Genomic DNA, 20,579 nt, shown 5'->3' with positions numbered 1-20,579 from the left:
CCGCTTCGCCGTACCGTTCGCACCGGCAAGCCAATCACAGCGGCACGCCCGCGACGCGGCGGGATAGGGTGACGGCTGTGCTCGATCTGGTGACTGCGCTGCGCTACGTGGACCCGCTGCGGGCCGGCGGTTCGGTGCCGGGCGTCGTGGAGACCGACGACCTGGGGACGTACGTGGTCAAGTTCACCGGCGCCGCCCAGGGCCGCAAGGCGCTGGTGGCCGAGGTGATCGTCGGCGAACTGGCCCGGCGGCTCGGGCTGCGGGTGCCGGAGCTGCGGCTGGTGGACTTCGACCCGGTGGTGGCCGCGGACGAACCGGACGCCGAGATCCAGGACATGCTCAAGGCCAGCGCCGGCCTCAACCTCGGGATGGACCTGCTGCCCGGCGCCGCGGACTACCGGCCCGGGATGATCCCGGTGGACTCCGCCGAGGCCGGGCGGGTGGTCTGGCTGGACGCCCTCACCGGCAACGTCGACCGCACCGTCCACAACCCCAACCTGGTGGTCTGGCACAAGCGGCTCTGGCTGATCGACAACGGCGCCGCGCTGATCTTCCACCACCGCTGGGCCACCGCCGAGGCGTCCGTCGGCAAGCGCTACGACCTCAGCGCGCACGCGCTCGGCGCCTGCGCCCCGGACGTCCGGCTGGCCGACGAGGACCTCGGGCCGCTGGTCACGGTCGAACTGCTGGAGCAGGTGGTGGCGCTGGTCCCGGACGAGTGGCTGGCCGACGAGCCCGGCTTCGACTCGGTGGAGGCCGTCCGGCACGCGTACGTCACCCACCTGGCCGCCCGGGCGGTGCTCTCCGAGGAGTGGCTGCCGGAGGGCTTCGCCACTCCCGAGCAGCTGCGCGAGGCCGAGCGGCGGCGGGCGGCCCGCACCCGGGCCGGTCGGCCGGCCTGGCTGCGGGAGGTGCCGGACCTGCACGGCAAGCCGTCGGTGGAGACGGTCTGGGAGCACCACTTCGAGGGTTAGACCCGCCCGCGGGGCCCTCAGGCGCCCTCGGCCCCGAACGCCGCTGGGGAGCGGGGCCCGTGGCCCCGCTCCCCAGCTCGGTGTTCGATGCTCAGCGCTCAGTGGTCAGCAGCGCGTCAGCGCCACCACTGGACCGCCTTCTCGGCGTTGATGATGCCCGCGCCGTAGAAGCCGTTGTCGTCCGCGCCGCCCTCGCAGGTGGCCTTGAACTGGCCGGTGCCGCCCGGGTTGTACTCGCCGGTCGGGCAGGCGTGGGACTCGGCCTGGTTGGTCAGCAGCTCGGTGAGCTCGTCCGGGCTGGCCCACGGGAAGGTGCTGGCGAGCAGCGCGACCACACCGGTGACGTGCGGGGTGGCCATCGAGGTGCCCTGCATGTAGCCGTACTTGCCGCCGCGGATGGTCGACAGGATGCGGCCGTTCTTGTCCGGGGTGTCCGGGATCTGGTAGCGGGCGTCACCGCCCGGCGCGGCGACGGTGACGACGCCCTTGCCGTAGCTGGAGTAGTACGACTTGTCGCCGTTGACGCCGACCGCGGAGACCGCGACCACGCCGGGCAGCTCGGTCGGCAGCGACAGGCAGTCGTTGGTGACCGGGCGGGTGCCGGGGGTGGTGTCGTCCGGGCTGGAGACGTCGGTGGTCTTGTGCGCCAGGTCGATGTTCTCGTTACCCGCGGCGGCGATGTTGAGGACGCCCTTGCGCTGCGAGAAGGCGACGGACTTGCGGATCGCCTCGGAGACCGCGGCCTGGTCCTTGTCGTTCGGGCAGTTGAACATCCACGGGTCGACGTAGTAGCTGTTGTTCGTCACCTTGAAGCCGTGCTCGCCGGCCCAGACGAAGCCGCAGACCGCGTTCTCCGGGTAGATGAAGCCGCCGTCGTCGACGACCTTGACCGCGGCCAGCTTCACGTTCGGGGCGATGCCGATGATGCCCTTGCCGTTCTTGGCGGCGGCGATCGTGCCGGCCACGTGGGTGCCGTGGTCGCTGTTGGTCGGCTGCCAGGCCTTCCAGTCGGTGTTGGTCTTGCCGTCGATGCAGGAGACCGACTGCGAGGCGTCCACGTTGGCGGCGAGGTCCTCGTGGGTGGCGTCGATGCCGGAGTCCAGCACGCCGACGGTGACGTCGCGGTTGCCGAGCGAGATCTTGTGCGCCTTGTCGACACCGATCTGGCGCATGTCCCACTGGTTGGGCTCGTACGGCTCCTGGCCGTTGGCGGCGGCGCCGGCCGGCTCGGCGGCGACCTCGGCCGTGCCCTGGTCGGCGGCGAGGATGCCCTTGGTGCGGCTGGCGCCGACCGAGTCGACGCCCTTGGCCAGCCGCAGCTTCTCCGCGAACTTGGTGTCGTTCGAGCGGGCGACCACGACGCCGACCTGCTCGTACGACTGGACGACGGTGCCGCCGAGGCCGGTGATGGCCTTCTCCACCTTCTGCACCTGGCCGTGGTTGGCCTTGGTGTTGACGACGTAGCTCATCAGCGGACCGGTCGTCGGGTCACCGGCGGGGGCCGCGACGGCGCTGCCGGCCGGGAGCGCGAGGGCTCCGGCGGTGGCGAGCACGACGCCCACTGCCGCGTACCGGGTCCGGCTGATCCGAGGAACTCTCATTGGGGTTGGCCCTCCCGAGTCGTCATCCGGCAGCTGCGTGGGGCAGGTGCGCTGGGATGACCGGGACGTTAATGAATATTTGCTGAGAAGCGCAAGAGGCAGTCATCTAATCGTCACATCTAGACCAACAACGGAGGTTGACGCTCCGCAGCTCAACAGCGGCAACAGAGCTGGAGATTGTTAAAAAGTGATGGTTCGCCGACGAGCCGTCGACCTTGGACATGTACGTGAAGACATGCCCCGGCGCCTACCGCAGCCCGTACGGCCGGCGCGCGTTGCCGGCGGCGACCAGGTGCGCCGGCCGCCGGGTGTCCGGGCCCGAACAGGCGCCGTCCGCCTGCCAGTCGGCGAGCAGCGTGCCCAGTCCGTGCCGGAACCGTGCGGCGCCCACCAGGAACAGTTGGGGAAGTTCGTAGGCGTCCGTGGAGAACAGCGGCTTTCCGAACGGCGCCACTTCCAGCATCTCGCCGAGCACCGCCGCCACCCGCGGACCGGTGTAGCAGGCGGTCAGCCCGAGTCGGTGTACCCGGCGGGAAAGGCCCGGGCCCGCCAGGCGGCCTGCCGGTGGTACGGATGACCGTGCGGCAAGCACCAGCGGGACGCCGCTCGGCTCGGCGGCGCGGTGAAGTCCGTCAGGAGGGACGGATCGGCGCGGTGCAGTGTGAGGCCGGGATCACCGAAGCCGGCGTGGAGTCGGAGCGGCAGGACCAGCTCGGCGCAGACGTCCACGGCTGTCCGGAGCGGGTGGTGCGGCAGCACCGGATCGGTCGGCCGGGCGCGGCCGGGCGGTCGGAGTCGGTGAGCAGTCCGGCGAGGGCGTCGTCGGTGAACTCGGCCGCCACCACACGGTGGCAGTGGTGGTCGACCGGCGCGGGCACCTCCAGCCGGGCCGCCGGTCAGTACCGCCAGCGCGTCGCCGCGATCGTCTCCTCGGGGCCGAGCGCCGCGTACTGCTCGGCCTCGGCCCGGCGCACCGCCAGCACGGCCTGGTGGAGCGGCTCGCCGAGCGCCTCGCGCAGCACCGCCGAGCGCTCGTACGCGGCGATCGCCTCGGCCGGGCCCTGCGGCAGCCGGGGCACCGTGCCGGGCTCGGCGGCGGCCGGGTCACCGGTGAACTCCGGTGGCAGCGCGCGGCGTTGCTCCAAGCCGGAGAGGCCGGCCGCGATCACCGCGCCGACCGCGAGGTACGGATTGGCGCTGGCGTCGAAGCACTTGACCTCGGCGTTGGCGGTGGCGGCGCGCTCCCCGGTGGAGCCGGTGACCAGCCGCATCGCCGCCTCCCGGTTCTCCAGGCCCCAGCACTGGTAGGCCCCGGCCCAGTGCTGGGGCACCAGTCGCAGGTATCCGGCCGGGCTGGAGCAGCCCAGCACCAGGAGTTCGGGCAGCGCCTGGAGCACCCCGGCGAGGAAGCCCTCGGCCTCGGCCGTCAGTCCGTGCGGGCCGGAGCCGCCGTGCCCGAGGTTGCGGCCGTCCCGCCAGAGGCTGAGGTGCAGGTGCCCGCCGTTGCCGACCCCGTCCGGCTCGACCACGGGGGCGAAGGAGACCCGCAGACCGTGCCGGGCGGAGACGGCGCGGACGGTGTGCCGGACCAGGACGGAAGTGTCGGCGGCGCCGACCGGGCCCTCGGGGGCGACCGAGACCTCGAACTGGCCCGGGGAGTACTCGGGGTGGATCTGCAGCACGGTCAGCCCCTGCTCGCCGAGGGCGCGCAGGACGTCCCGCAGGTAGTCGGAGAGGTCGGTGAGCCGCTGCATGCCGTACGCGGGGCCGTGCGTCGGGTACTGCGGCGGCTCGTGCGGGGCCCCGGCCAGGGCGACCACCCACTCGACCTCGATGCCGGCCTTGAGGCTCAGCCCGCGGGCGGCGGCCGCGGCCTCCATCCGGCGGGCGAACAGCCGTTGGCAGCCGGGGTGCGGGGCGCCGGCCTGGGTGTGGCGGTCCCCCGGGGCCCAGGCCCAGCCGGGCTGGGCGGTCAGCGGGACGATCCGGTCGAGGTCGGGGTAGAGCCGGAGGTCCCCGGTGGGGCCGCCGATGAGTGGGCTGGTGGTGATCGCGTCGTCGGCGAGGAACACGTCGAAGCAGGGCGCGGTGCCGACGCCCCACTGCGCCGCGTGCGCCAGGCCGCCCAGCGGCACGGCCTTGACCCGGGTGATGCCGGCGTTGTCCACCCAGGTGACGGCGACCGCCTCGACGGCGGCGGTGCGCAGCCGGTCGACGGCGTGTTCGGCCCGCTCGGCGCGCTCGGCCCGCGGGGGCAGCGCGACGGCGGCCGCGAGGGCGGCGGGGCCGAGCGGCCCGGCGGGATCGGCTGCCGGGGAGGCGGCGACGGTACTCATGCCGCCATGCTGCCCCGCGGACCGGGGGCCGGTAACTCCCCTATCGAGTGGAACGAACGGACGCCCGTCCGCCCGTTCACCCGTTCGGGGCCAGGCTGTTCGGGGCCGGGTCATCCGGGGTCGTCCGGTTCGCGGCGGGGCCTCCCCGGGCCGGGCCGCCGGGGGTGGAGCGGCCCCCGGCCCGCACGGTTTTCCGCCTCCGACCCCTTCCTACCGGTGAGTAGCTTCGCTACAGTGGCCGGACACGCACCTCTGCCGGGCTTCGGGAGCCGCACCGGCGGGCGGTCGCGGGTCGTCGTGTCTGCGGCGCCCGCGCGGTGCGCCTTCACCGGCCGGTGCCGCGAACCGCGGCAGGCCGGGTCTCTCTCCTCGTATCAGCGCCGCTTCCTTCACCTTCGAGCGCCTGAGCACCACGGCACCCCGCAGTTCGGCCGGAGCGGACCGGCCGCTGCCCGGGTCTGCCGGAACCCGTCATCTCCCCAAGCCCCCGCGCGTGGACCCTCCTCCGGCGGCGGCCGCCCCCGTCCCGTCGACGGGTGCGGCGGCCTGCCCGCCGGAGCACGCGCGGGCCCTTCATGACTAGGAGTCAGGACAGATGGAGCGTCCCTTCCCCACCGTGGCCGTCGTCGGCCTCGGCACGATGGGTGCCGGCGTCGCGGTGGCGGTCGCCAGGAGCGGCCGCCGGGTGATCGGCATCGAGGCCACCGAGGACTCCGCCGCCCGGGCGCTGGCCCGGATCGAGGAGGCGACCGCGCACGCGGTCGACCGGGAGCGGTTCACCGCCGAGGAGCGCACCGCGCTGCTGGCCCGGATCTCGGTCGGGCACGCGCTGGCGGCCGCCGCCGAGGCGGACCTGGTGATCGAGGAGGTCCCCGAGCAGCTGGAGCTGAAGCGGGAGGTCTTCGCCGAGCTGGACCGGATCTGCCCGGAGAGCACCGTGCTGGCCACCGGCACCACCGCCCTGTCGGTGACCCGGATCGCGGCGGCGACCGCCCGCCCGGAGCGGGTGCTCGGCCTGCACTTCTTCAACCCGGTGCACAGCATGAAGCTGGTCGAGGTGGTCCGCACCGTGCTGACCTCCCCGCAGACCGCCGAGGACGCCGCCGCCTTCGCCCGCGACCTGGGCAAGGAGCCGGTGGCGGCGGGCGACCGGGCCGGCTTCGTGGTGAATGGCCTGCTGTTCGCCTACCTGAACCAGGCCGCCGCGATGTACGAGTCCAAGTACGCCTCCCGGGAGGACATCGACGCCGCGATGCGGCTCGGCTGCGGCCTGCCGATGGGCCCGCTGGCGCTGCTCGACCTGATCGGCGTGGACACCGCGCGCACCGTGCTGGAGGCGATGTACGAGCAGTCCCGCGACCGGCTGCACGCGCCCGCGCCGATCCTCGGCCAGCTGGTCTCGGCCGGGCTGCTGGGCCGCAAGTCCGGGCGCGGCTTCTACACCTACGAGGCGCCGGGCTCGTCCAGGGCGGTGGACGCGGCGACCGGCCCGGCCCGCCCGAAGGTGCCCGGCCGCACCGTGCGCACCGTCGGCGTCTGCGGCTCCGGCACGATGGCCACCGGCATTGCCGAGGTGTTCGCCAAGGCCGGGCACCCGGTGCTGCTGGCCGCCCGCAGTCAGGAGAAGGCCGAGAAGGCCAGGGCGCAGCTGGCGAAGTCGCTGGAGCGCTCGGTGGCCAAGGGCCGGCTGAGCGGGGAGCAGCGGGACGCCGCGCTGGCGCTGGTCACCCCGGTCGGCCAGTACTCCGAGCTGGCCGAGGTGGACCTGGTGGTCGAGGCGGTCGCCGAGGACCTGGCGGTCAAGCGGGAGCTGTTCGCCACCCTGGACAAGATCGTCCGCCCGGGCGCGGTGCTCGCCACCACCACCTCCTCGCTGCCGGTGATCAGCTGCGCGACGGCCACCTCCCGGCCGCAGGACGTGATCGGCATGCACTTCTTCAACCCGGCCCCGGCGATGAAGCTGGTCGAGGTGGTCTCCACGGTGCTGACCGCGCCGGACGTCACCGCGACGGTGCTGGAGCTGACCGCGAAGGTGCGCAAGCACCCGGTGGAGTGCGGCGACCGGGCCGGTTTCATCGTCAACGCGCTGCTGTTCCCGTACCTGAACGACGCGGTGCGGATGCTCCAGGAGCACTACGCGACGGTGGACGACATCGACACCGCGATGAAGCTGGGCTGCGGCTACCCGATGGGCCCGTTCGAGCTGCTGGACGTGGTCGGGCTGGACGTCTCGCTGACCATCGAGCAGGTGCTGCACCAGGAGTTCCGGGAGCCGGGCCTGGCCGCGGCCCCGCTGCTGGAGCACCTGGTGGCGGCCGGCTGCCTGGGCCGCAAGACCGGTCGCGGCTTCCGCGACCACGCGCGCCGGTGAGCACCTCACGGGCCGGGGGCGAGCAACTGCCGTACGAGACCGGTCCGGGCCCGTACGGTGCCGGGGCCGCGCCCCACGGCAACGGCGCGGCCTACGGCAACGGCACCGCGCCGTACGGCGCCGGGCCCCCCGGCTGGACCCCGGGGGCGGTGTCCGCGCGCTGGCCGAGACCGGCCGTGACCGGCCCGGTCACGCCGGTACGCAGGGGAAGGGCCGCGGGCGCCCCACCCGGGCCGTGTAGCGTTCCGGACATGGATCGGGTTCAGTCAGCCACTGCGCAGCAATCCGCCGGACCGCGCGGCACCGACCGCACGGCCGGCCCGTCCGCGGGCACCGGGTCGGAGGCCGGCCCGGGCAGCCGCCGGGCAGCGGCGCAGCGCCAGCAGATGCGCCAGGACCTGGCCGCGGCCGCGATGGAGCTGTTCGCCTCGCAGGGCTACGAGGAGACCACGGTCGACCAGATCGCCGCGGCCGCCGGGGTGGCCCGGCGCACCTTCTTCCGGTACTTCCGGTCGAAGGAGGAGGCGATCTTCCCCGACCACGACGACACCCTGGTCCGGGTGGCCGACCTGCTGGCCAGCGCCGAGCCGGAGGAGCACCCGCTGGACGTGGTGTGCCGCGGCATCAAGGAGGTGCTGCGGATGTACGCCTCCACCCCGGGGGTGTCGGTCGCGCGGTACCAGCTGATCCGTCAGGTCCCGGCGCTGCGCGAGCGCGAGATCGCCGTGGTGGCCCGGTACGAGCGGCTGTTCACCCGCTACCTGCTGGGCCGTTTCGACACCGGCGAGCCCATCCCGTCGGGCTGGCAGCGCGGCGGCGAGGACGACTCGATGCTGGCCGAGGTGTCGGCGGCGGCGGTCGTCGCGGCGCACAACCACGTGCTGCGGCGCTGGCTGCGGGCCGGCGGCCGCGGTGACGTGGAGGCGCAGCTGGACCACTCCTTCGAGGTGATCCGGCGGACCTTCTGGGCGGCCAGCTCTCCGGGTGCCAGACGCCGGGGTTCGGTGGTGGCACCCGGTGCCAGTGGGATGCCCGAGAATGGGGTGGCGGAGAGCGCACTGAGTGCCAGCCCTGGAGGTGAGGTACTCATCACAGTCGCCCGGACGGATGCTCCGCTGGATGTCGTGGTGGACAGCATCCGAGCCGCGCTGAGCAGCGCCCGGGACCGCTGAGGGGTCGACAACCCCAGCTCAGAGGCATATTGAGGGCCCGCGCCGAACCGTCGGCGCGGGCCCTCGGCATACCCGCTCCACGCGCGTCACGCACCCTTCCGGAGTGTCGGAATTGCTGACACCCGGTGTCTTTACGAGTGGCACAGGGTGCCACTACCTTGTTACTCACCAGTCGCGGCGCCGCGGCTCCCCACCTCGGCGCGCCGTCGTCCGGCGTTCCCACACCCCGGGAACGATGCCAGACCAGCAGTGCCACACAGCAGTGCAGACCCGCCCGGACCACCACCGGGCGACCGCCTGACCGCCAACCACCCACCTCAGCGAAGCCGGTGTCCGCTCCCGGCTCCCCCAGACGCCCTGTGACCCTCGCACAGGTACGCCTTCGGAGGCAGCCATGCAGGAAATCCTCGACGCGATCCTCAGCTCCGACGCCACGTCGGCGGACTTCGCGGCAATCAAGCTCCCCGAGTCCTACCGGGCGGTCACGCTCCACAAGGACGAGGAGCAGATGTTCGCCGGCCTCGACAGCCGCGACAAGGACCCCCGCAAGTCCCTTCACCTCGACGACGTCGCCCTGCCGGAGCTGGGCCCCGGCGAGGCCCTGGTCGCCGTCATGGCCAGCTCGGTGAACTACAACACCGTGTGGAGTTCGATCTTCGAGCCGGTCTCCACCTTCGGCTTCCTGGAGCGCTACGGCCGGCTGTCGCCGCTCACCAAGCGCCACGACCTGCCGTACCACGTGCTCGGCTCCGACCTCGCGGGCGTGGTGCTGCGCACCGGCGCCGGCGTCAACTCGTGGAAGCCCGGCGACCAGGTCGTCGCCCACTGCCTCTCGGTCGAGCTGGAGTCCCCGGACGGCCACAACGACACGATGATGGACCCGGAGCAGCGCATCTGGGGCTTCGAGACCAACTTCGGCGGCCTGGCCCAGATCGCCCTGGTGAAGACCAACCAGCTGCTGCCCAAGCCCAAGCACCTCACCTGGGAGGAGGCCGCCTCCCCCGGTCTGGTCAACTCCACCGCGTACCGCCAGCTGGTCTCGCGCAACGGCGCCGGCATGAAGCAGGGCGACAACGTGCTGATCTGGGGTGCCAGCGGCGGCCTCGGCTCGTACGCCACCCAGTACGCGCTGGCCGGCGGCGCCACCCCGATCTGCGTGGTCTCCAGCGAGGCCAAGGCCGACATCTGCCGCGCCATGGGCGCCGAGGCGATCATCGACCGCTCGGCCGAGGGCTACCGGTTCTGGAAGGACGAGAACAACCAGGACCCGCGCGAGTGGAAGCGCCTGGGCGGGAAGATCCGCGAGTTCACCGGCGGCGAGGACGTCGACATCGTCTTCGAGCACCCGGGCCGCGAGACCTTCGGCGCCTCGGTGTACGTCACCCGCAAGGGCGGCACCATCGTCACCTGCGCCTCCACCTCCGGCTACATGCACCAGTACGACAACCGCTACCTGTGGATGTCGCTCAAGCGGATCGTCGGCTCGCACTTCGCCAACTACCGCGAAGCCTACGAGGCCAACCGCCTGGTCGCCAAGGGCAAGATCCACCCGACCCTCTCCAAGGTCTACTCCCTGGAGGAGACCGGCCAGGCCGCCCTGGACGTGCACCACAACAAGCACCAGGGCAAGGTCGGCGTGCTCTGCCTGGCCCCCGAGGCGGGCCTGGGCGTCCGCGACCAGGAGCTGCGCGAGAAGCACCTGCCGGCCATCAACCTCTTCCGCGAGGTTGACGAGCGGAACATCCAGTCGAGCCGGAACGTGTGAGACGACTCCGATGACCGAGCCCCAGAAGCGCGACCGCCCCTGGCTGATGCGCACCTACGCCGGCCACTCCACCGCGAGCGACTCCAACGCGCTCTACCGGCGGAACCTGGCGAAGGGCCAGACCGGTCTGTCCGTCGCCTTCGACCTGCCGACCCAGACCGGCTACGACTCCGACCACATCCTCGCCCGCGGCGAGGTGGGCCGGGTCGGCGTCCCGGTCGGCCACGTCGGCGACATGCGCGCCCTGTTCGACGGCATCCCGCTCGAACAGACCAACACCTCCATGACGATCAACGCCACCGCGATGTGGCTGCTGGCGCTCTACCAGGTGGTCGCCGAGGAGCAGGGCGCCGACATCGCCAAGCTCACCGGCACCACCCAGAACGACATCGTCAAGGAGTACCTGTCGCGCGGGACGCACGTCTTCCCGCCCGGCCCGTCGGTGCGCCTGATCACCGACATGATCGCCTACACGGTCGGCAACATCCCCAAGTGGAACCCGATCAACATCTGCAGCTACCACCTGCAGGAGGCCGGGGCCACGCCCGTCCAGGAGATCGCCTACGCGATGTGCACCGCCATCTCGGTGCTCGACGCCGTCCGCGACTCCGGGCAGGTGCCCGCCGAGCGGATGGGCGACGTGGTCGCCCGGATCTCCTTCTTCGTCAACGCCGGCGTGCGCTTCGTCGAGGAGATGTGCAAGATGCGCGCCTTCGCCCAGCTCTGGGAGAAGGTCACGCTGGAGCGCTACGGCGTCACCGACCCCAAGCAGCGCCGCTTCCGCTACGGCGTCCAGGTCAACTCGCTCGGGCTGACCGAGGCCCAGCCGGAGAACAACGTCCAGCGGATCGTCCTGGAGATGCTGGCCGTCACCCTCTCCAAGGACGCCCGCGCCCGGGCCGTCCAACTCCCCGCCTGGAACGAGGCGTTGGGGCTGCCGCGGCCCTGGGACCAGCAGTGGTCGCTGCGGATCCAGCAGGTGCTGGCCTACGAGTCGGACCTGCTGGAGTACGGCGACATCTTCAACGGCTCCGAGGTGATCGAGACCAAGACCGCCGCGCTGCTGGCCGGCGCCGAGGCGGAGATCGCCAAGGTGATGGAAATGGGCGGGGTGATCCCGGCCGTCGAGTCCGGCTACCTCAAGTCCAACCTGGTCGCCTCGCACGCCGCCCGCCGGGCCCGGATCGAGTCCGGCGAGGACAAGATCATCGGTGTCAACTGCTTCGACACCACCGAGCCCAGCCCGCTCACCGCCGACCTCGACACCGCGATCATGGTCGTCGACCCGGCCTCCGAGCAGTCCGTGCTCGCCGCCCTGGAGGCCTGGCGGGCCGGCCGCGACGAGGCCGCCGCCCAGGAGGCGCTGGCCGAGCTCAAGGCCGTCGCCGCCACCGGGGCCAACCTGATGCCGGCCACCCTCGCCTGCGCCCGGGCCGGTGTCACCACCGGCGAGTGGTCCTTCGCCCTGCGCGAGGTGTTCGGCGAGTACCGCGCCCCCACCGGCGTGGGCGGCGCGCCCGTCGCGGTCGCCGCCGAGCCCGGCGGGGAGCTGGAGCAGGTCCGCGCCGCCGTCGCCGCCACCGCCGAGGAACTGGGCGCCGGCAAGCTGCGCCTGCTGGTCGGCAAGCCCGGCCTGGACGGGCACTCCAACGGCGCCGAGCAGATCGCCGTCCGGGCCCGCGACGCCGGGTTCGAGGTGGTCTACCAGGGCATCCGGCTCACCCCGGAGCAGATCGTCTCCGCCGCGGTGGCGGAGGACGTGCACTGCGTGGGTCTGTCCATCCTCTCCGGCGCGCACACCGAGCTGGTGCCCGACGTCCTGAAGCGGCTGCGCCGCGCCGGGGTGGAGGATGTCCCGGTGATCGTGGGTGGCATCATCCCGGCAGCGGACGGCGAGGCCCTGAAGGCCGTCGGCGTCGCCGCCGTGTTCACCCCGAAGGACTTCGGCATCACCACCATCATCGGCCGGATCGTGGACGAGATCCGGCTGGCCAACCGGCTCCAGCCGTGGACGCCCGCACCGACCGCGGCCACGAACTGACCAGCTGACCAGCTGACCACTGGGAAGGAACCCTCCACTCTTATGACTGCCGTCAACCGCCTGCGCCCCCGCCGCTCCTGCCTCGCCGTACCGGGCAGCAACCTGCGCTTCCTGGAGAAGGCCCAGGGCCTCCCGGCCGACCAGGTCTTCCTCGACCTCGAGGACGCCTGCGCCCCGCTGGTCAAGGAGAGCGCCCGCCACACCATCGTCGACGCGCTGAACAACGGCGACTGGGGCGGCAAGACCCGCGTCGTGCGCGTCAACGACTGGACCACCCACTGGACCTACCGCGACGTGATCACCGTCGTCGAGGGCGCCGGCCCCAACCTCGACTGCATCATGCTGCCGAAGGTCCAGGACGCCGAGCAGGTCAAGGCGCTCGACCTCCTGCTCACCCAGATCGAGAAGACCATGGGCTTCGAGGTCGGCAAGATCGGCATCGAGGCGCAGATCGAGAACGCCAAGGGCCTGATCAACGTCGACGCCATCGCCGAGGCCTCGCCCCGGCTGGAGACGATCATCTTCGGCCCGGCCGACTTCATGGCCTCGATCAACATGAAGTCCCTGGTGGTCGGCGAGCAGCCGCCCGGCTACAACGCCGACGCCTACCACTACATCCTGATGCGCATCCTGATGGCCGCCCGCGCCAACGACCTCCAGGCGATCGACGGCCCGTACCTGCAGATCCGCAACCAGGAGGGCTACCGCGAGGTCGCCGGCCGCTCCGCCGCCCTCGGCTTCGACGGCAAGTGGGTGCTGCACCCGGACCAGGTCGCCGCCGCGAACGAGATCTACTCGCCCTCGCAGGAGGACTACGACCACGCCGAGCTGATCCTCGACGCCTACGACTACTGCACCTCCGAGGCGGGCGGCGCCAAGGGCTCCGCGATGCTCGGCGACGAGATGATCGACGAGGCCAGCCGCAAGATGGCCCTGGTCATCTCCGGCAAGGGCCGGGCCGCCGGCATGCAGCGCACCACCAAGTTCGAGATCCCGGAGAGCTGAGCCATGCAGTTCGGACGCACCTACGAGGAGTTCGAGGTCGGCGCGGTCTACAAGCACTGGCCCGGGAAGACCGTCACCGAGTACGACGACCACCTCTTCTGCCTGCTCACCATGAACCACCACCCGCTCCACATGGACACCAACTACGCGGAGAAGACGACCGACTTCGGCCGCAACGTCGTGGTGGGCAACTACATCTACTCGCTGCTGCTCGGCATGTCCGTCCCGGACGTCTCCGGCAAGGCGATCGCCAACCTGGAGATCGAGTCGCTGCGCCACATCGCGCCGACCTTCCACGGCGACACCCTCTACGGCGAGACGACCGTCCTGGACAAGTGGCCGTCCAAGTCCAAGGACGACCGCGGCATCGTGTACGTCGAGACCAAGGGGTACAAGCAGGACGGCACGGTCGTCTGCGTCTTCCGGCGCAAGGTGATGGTGCCGACCGCGACGTACATCAAGGAGCGCGGCGGCGAGCAGCCCGGCCGGCCTGAGCCGCTTTCCTGAACCACTCCCCTCTAGAGGGGCCACCCCGATAGACCCCGGACGGGGAGGCCGCCGTCATCGGCCGACCCCCACCCGGTCGGGGGCCCTGCTGTCGCAGCCACGCCGGCAGGGCCCCCGGAAATCCCCCCCCCCGCCCTTTCAGACATTCCGGAGCCGCACGATGGGACGCCTCGCACAGACCGACGGCCTCACCGAGATCCAGCGGGACATCCTCGCCACCGTGCGGGATTTCGTCGACAAGGAGATCATTCCGGTCGCGACCGAGCTGGAGCACAAGGACGAGTACCCGACCGCCATCGTCGAGGGCATGAAGCAGCTCGGGCTGTTCGGCCTCACCATCCCCGAGGAGTACGGGGGCCTGGGCGAGTCCCTGCTCACCTACGCCCTGGTGGTCGAGGAGATCGCCCGCGGCTGGATGTCGGTCTCCGGCATCGTCAACACCCACTTCATCGTGGCGCACATGATCAACGCCCACGGCACCCAGGAGCAGAAGGACCACTTCCTGCCGAGGATGGCCGCCGGCGAAATCCGCGGCGCCTTCTCGATGTCCGAGCCCGGCCTCGGCTCCGACGTTTCGGCCATCTCCACCAAGGGTGTCAAGGACGGGGAGTTCTACGTCCTCAACGGCCAGAAGATGTGGCTCACCAACGGCGGCACCTCCACCCTCGTCGCGGTCCTCTGCAAGACCGACGAGGGCGGCAGCAGCCCGTACAAGAACATGACCACCTTCCTGATCGAGAAGACGGCCGGCTTCGGCCCGAACCCGACCGTCCCCGGCCTCACCGTGCCCGGGAAGATCGAGAAGATGGGCTACAAGGGCGTCGACACCACCGAGCTGGTGCTGCAGGACGTGCGGATTCCGGCCGACCGCGTCCTCGGCGGCGTCCCGGGCCGCGGCTTCTACCAGATGATGGACGGCGTCGAGGTCGGCCGGGTCAACGTCGCCGCCCGCGGCTGCGGCGTCGCCCGCCGCGCCTTCGAGCTCGGCATCTCCTACGCCCAGCAGCGCTCCACCTTCGGCAAGAAGATCGCCGAGCACCAGGCGATCCAGTTCAAACTCGCCGAGATGGCCACCAAGGTCGAGGCCGCCCACCAGATGATGGTCATGGCCGCCCGCAAGAAGGACAGCGGCGAGCGCAACGACCTCGAAGCGGGCATGGCCAAGTACCTGGCCTCGGAGTACTGCAAGGAGGTCGTCGAGGACGCCTTCCGGATCCACGGCGGCTACGGCTTCTCCAAGGAGTACGAGATCGAGCGCCTCTACCGCGAGGCCCCGATGCTGCTCATCGGTGAAGGAACTGCGGAGATCCAGAAGATGATCGTCGGGCGCCGACTCCTGGAGGAGTACAAGATCGCCGAGTGACCGGCCGGTCGACGGCCCGGTCCTCCGCGCCCACCGGGTGAGCGGGGGGACCGCCGAGTGATTGCGGGGCCGCCCCGATTGACGGGCGGCCCCCTCCGAACCGCCGGTCGACGGGCGTGCGGGCCCGTCCCGGCAGAGTGCCGTGCCACGTCACGGACCCGGCCTGGTCCGCCGCGGTCCGGCACGGCCTCCACCCAGCGGCCGCAGGGCGCACAGCTGCAGCGACGCGCCCTGCGGCCGCTTCCGTACACCTTCTTCCACCCGGTACGGGCCGTGTCCCCCACCGGGTTTCGACCGCCCGCCTGTTGAGACAAGAGTCACCAGCCCTGTCCGGTCCCTTGGGAACCGGACCGGGGCGAGCTACGGTCGTAGAGGCGGGATGCGCGTACGCACTCCCACCGGACACATGAACGAGCAGGCGGGTTGCCCACCGACCGTGTGCTCCCGATAGCATCCACCGGGACAGCAAGCCGTCCCTTCTATTACCGATCCCGCGGTGGCCCCCGTCCAGCGGCCATGATCCCCCGCGACAAAGGTTCTCGATGCCCATCAGCCCGTCCCCGCACACCTCCGGCACGGACCGCGATGCCCTCGCAGCCCCGACGGCCGGTCGGCGACCCCGCGTGACCATCGCGCGCGGAGCCACCCCCTGGTTCGTCCCCACCCTCGCCACGGCCGCCGTGACCACCGCCCTCACCCGGCGCAGCGGCAAGTGGGCCCTGGCGGCGGTACCGGCCTGCGCGCTCGGCGCGGGCATGCTGTGGTTCTTCCGCGACCCCGAGCGTGAGATCGGCACGGGCAGAGTCATCTCCCCCGCCGACGGCGTGGTCCAGAGCATCGACGCCTGGCCGGACGGCCGCACCCGGGTCGCGATCTTCATGAGCCCGCTGAACGTCCACGTCAACCGCGCGCCCCTGCCGGGCACGGTGACGTCGGTCGAGCACGTCGCGGGCGGCTTCGTCCCGGCGTTCAACAAGGACAGCGACCAGAACGAGCGGGTCGTCTGGCACTTCGACACCGAGCTCGGCGACATCGAGATGGTGCAGATCGCGGGGGCCGTGGCCCGTCGCATCGTGCCGTACGTGGCCGCCGGAACCAAGGTCGAGCAGGGCGACCGGATCGGCCTGATCCGGTTCGGCTCCCGGGTCGACACCTACCTGCCGGCCGGCGTCGAGGTCGGCGTCGAGGTCGGCCAGAAGACCACAGCCGGGGTGACACGCCTTGACCGTGACTGATCCTGAAACAATCGTCGGCCTGGACGACGAGGAGACGGCCCTGCGCCGCCGCCGCTGGGCGCGCGACCGCGAACTGCGGGCCCCGCGCTCCCCCCAGCACCTGTCCACCGCCGACTTCCTGACCCTGGGGAACGCCGTCTGCGGCTTCCTGGCGATCTACTCGATCACCACCGGGGTCCTGGTCCCGCACATCACCAACCCGGACGCCGCTCCGGACCGGCACAGCGCCGCCACCGCGGTGACGCTGCTGCTGATCGGCTCGATGTGCGACCTCTTCGACGGACTGGTGGCGCGGAAGCTCCGCTCCTCCGCCCTCGGAGCGGAACTGGACAACCTGGCCGACCTGATCAGCTTCGGCATCGCGCCGGCCTACTTCGTCGCGGTCTGGGGCATGGTCTCCCAGGGCTCCAACACCAAGCTGTCGGCGCTGATCGCGCTGACCGTGCTGCTCGCGGTGGTCCTGCGGCTGGCCCGCTTCTCGGCCGTCAAGATGCGGCCCGGGGTGTTCCAGGGCATGCCCTGCCCGATGGGCGCGATGACGGTCATCGCCATCGTGCTGCTCGACCCGCCGTTCCTGCCCGGTCTGCTCGCCATCTTCGGCGCCGCGTACCTCATGGTCAGCCGGATCGAGTACCCGAAGCCCCAGGGGCTGCTGGCCACCGCCACGCTCTGCTGGGTCGTCGTGGCGATCGGCTGCCTGGCCGCCTGGGCGACCGGGCTGCCCGGTGGCGACACCCTGATGCACGTCGGCGCGTTCGCCCAGATCACGCTCGCCGCGATGGCGCCGCTGCTGGTCATCCGGCGCAAGGTCGGGCAGAAGGTCGGCGACGTCCGCGCCCGGCGGGCGGAGTCGCGGCTCGGCTGAGCACCCGCTGTATGTGACAGAAGGGCCCGGAACCTGGTGGTTCCGGGCCCTTCTGCCGTGCTCGGAGAAGGCTACGCGCCGCCGGTGTGGACGCTGAAGGCCGAACGGCGGGCCGCCCGGGCCACGCCCGGATCCGGGTGCACGCCGGAGACCGCCGTCAGCACCGAGGCCGCCCGCGGGTGCCCCGACTGCCGGGCCCGGGCGAACAGCCGCACCGGATCGCCCGCCGAGGCGCCCTCGACATGGCCCACCAGCAGCTCCGTCTCCCCGTGGTCCAGCACCGCGGCCGCGGTGTCCACCCACAGCCAGGCCGCGTCCTCGGCGCCCAGCACGTCCGCCGGGGCGACCCCCTCGTCGGCGCGCTCGGCCAGCCACAGCAGCGCGTACGGGCGCAGCACCGGCTCGTCCACCGCCGCCCGCACCGCCTGCTCGGCCGGCCCGCCGGCCACCCGCAGCGCCTCGAAGGCCAGTCCGCGCACCAGCGCGTCATCGCCCTGGGCGGCGTCCAGCAGCTCGGCCACCGCGCGGTCCGCCGGACGGGCCGCCACCCAGGCCCGGAACTCCGCCCGGGCCGGGCCCGGCGAGTAGTCCGCGCAGGCGTTCAGCAGCTCGAAGGCGCTCTGTTCGATGTGCCCGGCCGCGGTCTGGGCGACCGTGCAGATCTCCTCCAGCTTCGCCCGCACCGCCCAGTGGCCCAGCGGGGACAGCTCGGCGGCGTCGTTGCGGCGCACCACGGCGCCGACCGCCGCCAGGCCGTCCAGCATCCAGTCCAGGACGGCGGCCACGTCGGAGGGCGCGGCCGGGGTGTCGATCTGCGGCGCGCGGCAGGTGCCGCGCACGGCCGAGACGGCCGAGGCGGCGTGCGGCACGGGCGACAGGCCCGGGCCGCCGAGGGCCGCGCCGACCCGGCGCTCGTCCAGACCGCGGCGCAGCAGCTCCAGCAGCTCGCTCTCGGGCACCGGGCCGTCCACCAGGTGCAGGAAGGACAGCAGCTGCGGGGCCTGGTCCACGGCCTGGCCGGCCAGGACGGCGAACACCCCGCGCAGCGCGGCGGGCGGCACCGGGGCGAGCAGCGTCCAGGCGTCGAACAGCCCGGACCAGCCGCGCACCACGGCCTCGTCGTCGTGCTCCCAGGCGTGCAGGCGCCAGCCGGGGCCGGCTCCGCCGTCCCGGGCCTCCACCAGGCCCACCAGCAGCGCCTGGCCCCACGCCTTGGCCGCCGCGCCGACCGTCATGGCCAGCGCGCGACCGGCCGCCCGGGCGTCGTCCGGGAGCAGCTCGCCGCGCTTGTCGACCTCCGCCAGCTCCCCGGCCCAGCGGGCGATCCGGACGGCGTCCACCAGCATCCGACGGGCCAGCGGCGCCAGCTCGGCCGGCGCGGGGAAGCCTTCCGGCATCGGAACCCGGCCCCGGCCGGGCGCCGGGGCGGGCCCTCGTCGCCGGGGTACACCGGCCCCGCCCGGCCTGCCGCCGGATGGCCGCTGGGCCGTACCGGGGAGACGGGTCACCGTCGCACCGGTACCGATCGTCGGCGGGAGCGGGGCATCACGGTCGCGCGGGTTCCGAGACGTCACGTCCGGCAGTCTTCCCCTTGCATGGGCCTTCTGTCACATCCGGTTGTCCGTACGCCCGCGCGACTGGCGACGGCACCTCCGCAAGACCGGGCAACAGCGGCAAACCGCCTGGCCGGAAACGGGTGGCGGGGGCATGCCAGGGTGGCGGCGGGGCGTCGCACTGCCCGTCCGCGCGGTCACACTCCGTACTGGGACGGGGTTCCGCGACGGTGCGGGGGCCGGTCGCGGCGGAAACGGAGGGCTGGAATCCGGCCAGCCGGCGGCTGCCGACGGGAACGTGGCGGCGCACCGGAAGTCGGACCGGCCGACTTCCGGTGTGGCGATCGCTCTCCTGGCGGCGGCCGGCCGCCTGGTCAGAGCAGCGGCGGCTGGCCGCTTGGTCAGAGCAGCGGGGTGAGCCAGCGCCGGAGGAGCTCGGTGTAGTGGTCCGGGGCCGAGTTCCAGAGCGCGGCGTGCTCGGCCCCGGGGAAGCGCTGGAGGCTCACCACGTCATGCCGGGCGGCGGCCAGGCGCTCCACCGTGCCGAAGGGCGCGATCCGGTCGTCGGGGCTGTGCAGGATCAGGGTCGGCGCCCGCAGGTCCGTCCCCTCGGCGAGGCGGGAGAAGTCCGCCAGGTCGACGCCGGTGCGGCCCTCCGCGGCCAGCGCGCCCAACTCGGCGGCGACCCCGGTGAAACCGGCCCGGACGGCGTCCCGGCGGGCGGCGACCGGAAGGTCCAGGACCGGCGAGTCGAGGACGATCCCGCTGATCGCGTGCGCCCAGGCAGAACGCGCCGCCGTCTGCAGCACCGTGGTGGCGCCCACCGACCAGCCGTAGAGGATCACCCGGCCCGCGCCGTTGTCCAGCGCCAGCCGCACCGCCGACTCGACGTCCCGCCACTCGGTCTCGCCGAAGTGGCTGTAGCCGTCCGGCGAGGCCGGGGCGCCCTCGTCACCGCGGTAGGTGACCGCCAGCGCGGGCAGGCCCAGGCGGTGCAGGACCGGCAGCACCGGGAGGGTCTGCTGGCGGTCGGCCTCCGGGCCGTGCACCAGGATCACCCAGGTCCCGCGCCTGCCGTCCAGCCACCAGGCGGGCAGCGCGCCGAGCTCGCCGTCGACGGCGGTGTCGGTGAAGGCCAGACCGAGCGCCCGGGTGGGATCGCCCAGGTGCACGCGCGGAGTGAAGCGGACCTCGGTGCCGGGCGTCAGGGTGCCCCGGTCGGCCCGGACCAGCCGGCGGGTGACACCCTGCTCGTCCCGGTGCAGGACCTCCTCCACCACCGCGTGCCCGCCGCCGTCCCACTCGACCGCCCACCGGCCGGGCCGCAGACTCTCCGGACGGCGGCTGAAGGTGACCCGGCCGGCGGCCAGGCTCTGCACCAGCACGGGACCGGAATCCGGCCCGGCACCCCCCGGCCCCGGACCCGCCCCCGGACGGACCATCCGCTCGGAGGCCCGGCGGCCGACCACCAGGACGACGGCCCCCGCGGCGGCGGCCGCCACGACGGCTGCGGTTCCCCAACGCATTTCGTTCCCCGCTCTGCTGCACGGACCCGGACGGTTTTCGAGCACCAGTCCACCGGGGGGGCATCGGCCTGGCCACCGGGCTGGGCCGTCTGGGGGGTGGTGTTTGTTCGGGGGGCTCTCGGGAGGGTGGGGGCGGGGCGGTTCCGGGGGTGGCTGCTCCGGGGGCTGGGTGATTTTCGGACTGCCGACTCTGTGGGTGGGGGGTTGGGCGCCGTTGGCAGTCTGAAAATCACCCGTCACGCCCCTCTCCGCAGCCACCCCCTGC

The 20,579-nt window shown here is 72.5% G+C and carries 16 protein-coding genes; 10 read left to right on the top strand and 6 right to left on the bottom strand.

The window, feature by feature from the left end:
• The first annotated feature begins 77 nt into the window (after positions 1–77).
• Entirely contained in the window at positions 78–974 is an 897-nt protein-coding gene (locus ACZ3YL_RS39840; protein ID WP_465662500.1) for a HipA family kinase, read from the top strand.
• Positions 975–1,090: 116 nt separating this feature from the next.
• Here ACZ3YL_RS39840 and ACZ3YL_RS39835 read toward each other — a convergent pair whose 3' ends face one another.
• From ACZ3YL_RS39835 to ACZ3YL_RS39820, 4 genes are all read right to left on the bottom strand, one after another.
• Positions 1,091–2,575, bottom strand: a complete 1,485-nt coding sequence (locus ACZ3YL_RS39835) for a S8 family peptidase (protein ID WP_188304300.1) — start codon at positions 2,573–2,575, stop codon at positions 1,091–1,093.
• A gap of 247 nt (positions 2,576–2,822) precedes the next feature.
• Positions 2,823–3,059 (bottom strand): hypothetical protein, encoded by a 237-nt coding sequence (locus ACZ3YL_RS39830; protein WP_465662498.1) that lies wholly within the window; start codon positions 3,057–3,059, stop codon positions 2,823–2,825.
• Between the two features lie 148 nt (positions 3,060–3,207).
• Entirely contained in the window at positions 3,208–3,453 is a 246-nt protein-coding gene (locus ACZ3YL_RS39825; protein WP_465662496.1) for a hypothetical protein, read from the bottom strand.
• An 18-nt stretch (positions 3,454–3,471) separates the two neighbouring features.
• Positions 3,472–4,911, bottom strand: a complete 1,440-nt coding sequence (locus tag ACZ3YL_RS39820) for a type I glutamate--ammonia ligase (protein WP_465662494.1) — start codon at positions 4,909–4,911, stop codon at positions 3,472–3,474.
• Positions 4,912–5,506: 595 nt separating this feature from the next.
• Between ACZ3YL_RS39820 and ACZ3YL_RS39815 the strand changes: the two genes are divergently transcribed.
• The 9 genes from ACZ3YL_RS39815 (at position 5,507) to ACZ3YL_RS39775 (ending at position 17,235) form a co-directional block, all read left to right on the top strand.
• The gene (locus tag ACZ3YL_RS39815; protein WP_188304296.1) at positions 5,507–7,282 is read left to right on the top strand and encodes a 3-hydroxyacyl-CoA dehydrogenase family protein; all 1,776 of its coding nucleotides are present in this window, start codon (positions 5,507–5,509) and stop codon (positions 7,280–7,282) included.
• Between the two features lie 251 nt (positions 7,283–7,533).
• Positions 7,534–8,454 (top strand): TetR family transcriptional regulator, encoded by a 921-nt coding sequence (locus tag ACZ3YL_RS39810; protein WP_465662492.1) that lies wholly within the window; start codon positions 7,534–7,536, stop codon positions 8,452–8,454.
• Between the two features lie 394 nt (positions 8,455–8,848).
• Positions 8,849–10,219, top strand: coding sequence for a crotonyl-CoA carboxylase/reductase (gene ccrA, locus ACZ3YL_RS39805; RefSeq protein WP_188304294.1), 1,371 nt, complete (start codon positions 8,849–8,851; stop codon positions 10,217–10,219).
• 10 nt (positions 10,220–10,229) lie between these two features.
• The gene (locus tag ACZ3YL_RS39800) at positions 10,230–12,260 is read left to right on the top strand and encodes a protein meaA (protein WP_188304293.1); all 2,031 of its coding nucleotides are present in this window, start codon (positions 10,230–10,232) and stop codon (positions 12,258–12,260) included.
• Between the two features lie 42 nt (positions 12,261–12,302).
• Positions 12,303–13,265 (top strand): HpcH/HpaI aldolase/citrate lyase family protein, encoded by a 963-nt coding sequence (locus tag ACZ3YL_RS39795; protein ID WP_465662489.1) that lies wholly within the window; start codon positions 12,303–12,305, stop codon positions 13,263–13,265.
• Between the two features lie 3 nt (positions 13,266–13,268).
• Complete coding sequence (locus tag ACZ3YL_RS39790) at positions 13,269–13,772, top strand: MaoC family dehydratase (protein ID WP_188304291.1); 504 nt, start codon at positions 13,269–13,271, stop codon at positions 13,770–13,772.
• A gap of 160 nt (positions 13,773–13,932) precedes the next feature.
• Positions 13,933–15,135 (top strand): acyl-CoA dehydrogenase family protein, encoded by a 1,203-nt coding sequence (locus tag ACZ3YL_RS39785; protein WP_188304290.1) that lies wholly within the window; start codon positions 13,933–13,935, stop codon positions 15,133–15,135.
• Between the two features lie 542 nt (positions 15,136–15,677).
• Positions 15,678–16,370 carry a phosphatidylserine decarboxylase gene (locus tag ACZ3YL_RS39780; protein WP_223242113.1) on the top strand — a complete coding sequence of 231 codons (693 nt, stop codon included), beginning with the start codon at positions 15,678–15,680 and terminating at the stop codon, positions 16,368–16,370.
• Positions 16,357–17,235, top strand: coding sequence for a CDP-alcohol phosphatidyltransferase family protein (locus tag ACZ3YL_RS39775; RefSeq protein WP_380463542.1), 879 nt, complete (start codon positions 16,357–16,359; stop codon positions 17,233–17,235). Before ACZ3YL_RS39780 ends, ACZ3YL_RS39775 begins: the two co-directional genes overlap by 14 nt.
• A 71-nt stretch (positions 17,236–17,306) precedes the next feature.
• Here ACZ3YL_RS39775 and ACZ3YL_RS39770 read toward each other — a convergent pair whose 3' ends face one another.
• Together ACZ3YL_RS39770 and ACZ3YL_RS39765 are read right to left on the bottom strand one after the other, a co-directional pair.
• Positions 17,307–18,632, bottom strand: a complete 1,326-nt coding sequence (locus tag ACZ3YL_RS39770; protein ID WP_465662485.1) for a hypothetical protein — start codon at positions 18,630–18,632, stop codon at positions 17,307–17,309.
• 557 nt (positions 18,633–19,189) lie between these two features.
• Entirely contained in the window at positions 19,190–20,314 is a 1,125-nt protein-coding gene (locus ACZ3YL_RS39765) for an alpha/beta hydrolase (RefSeq protein ID WP_465662483.1), read from the bottom strand.
• Positions 20,315–20,579 lie beyond the last annotated feature (265 nt).

This window comes from Kitasatospora sp. NPDC023176, assembly GCF_055560495.1.
Note: the sequence above shows the minus strand (reverse complement) of the source record. Positions and strands in the feature narration are given on the sequence as shown.